This is a genomic window from Pantoea sp. VS1, from assembly GCF_002207995.1.
GTDB classification, from domain to species: Bacteria; Pseudomonadota; Gammaproteobacteria; order Enterobacterales; family Enterobacteriaceae; genus Pantoea; species Pantoea dispersa.
Genome location: NZ_NHZE01000106.1, coordinates 1 through 984 on the forward strand (window position 1 = coordinate 1; position 984 = coordinate 984).

Consider the following 984-nt stretch of genomic DNA (forward strand, 5'->3'; position numbering starts at 1 on the left):
CTCCAGGCAAAAAACAGGGTAGTCCAGACAATAAGGGTGCGTGCCGCACCGTTGAATGTGAGCATGGGGTTTTCCTTCAGGAAGTTAAGAACAGGGGTTAAATACAGCCGTTACAACGCTGCTCCCGACGCGCGCGAAGCGCAGTAGTAATACGTCAGGGAAATCAGAGCCACGCTCCCGCCACCCCGTGCATCAGGGGGGAAGCGTAAAAGGGGATCCCGTGAGGGAGGAGGACAGCACCCGTGGTGGTGGTGCTGTCCCGGTGTCCGCTGCCCGGGGGACACAGACGGGGGTCGGCAGGCGCCCCGTTGTCAGGAGAGTGTTCTCATTTCTCCTTAAGGCGCGTGCCGCCGGTTCTCACCGGTCGTTAAGTAATACCAGGTAATTCAGCGGCCTGCAAGCTTCAGAATGCGTTTTATGGCTGCCTGCAGCACGGCGGTCAGGACCAGCCCGCACGCCCCCATACTGATGATATAAAGCAACATCGCCGCCAGCATGAACAGGCAGAATTCTCCCGTTCCCGCCCCACCCGGCGCGGCATCGAGCAACCTGAGCCAATCCACAAAACGCCAGGGGAGCCAGCTGTCCGTTACGTTCACGAGCAGCAGGGTGATGATGGCGGCTGTCAGCATCAGATTCAGGAAGCCGGGCAGCGAAGACGCCAGTCGTTCAATTTTTCTGCGCATGGCGCCTCCCGCATCTGTCAGCTGACTGAATTACATGATCCCGGCAACGGACTTCGCCAGCTGCGCTTCCAGCACCGGCTTCGCATCTTCAAACTTCAGGTTGACCTTGTTCGCGTTCGACACCACGCGGGTCTGGTATTTCATGCGGTTGCCCTCTTCGCTGCTGGTCTGCAGCTTGATGCCGGAAGTGCCCTGACGCAGCGCCGCCACGTTGTCCGTGGTTACGGCAGTTTTGCTGCGTTCAGAAATCTGCAGATCGGTCACCATCGTGTAATTTATATCCTCTACCAGTGCGTCT

2 protein-coding genes are annotated in these 984 nt (G+C 58.4%); both read right to left on the minus strand.

Features of this window, described 5'->3' with window-relative positions; translation table 11 throughout:
• Positions 1 to 386 precede the first annotated feature (386 nt).
• Positions 387 to 686, minus strand: coding sequence for a hypothetical protein (locus CBW22_RS24135; protein ID WP_088518095.1), 300 nt, complete (start codon positions 684 to 686; stop codon positions 387 to 389).
• 30 nt (positions 687 to 716) lie between these two features.
• Positions 717 to 984: complement resistance protein TraT (traT, locus tag CBW22_RS24140; protein ID WP_217899538.1), on the minus strand; the 268-nt coding region annotated here is incomplete at its 5' end.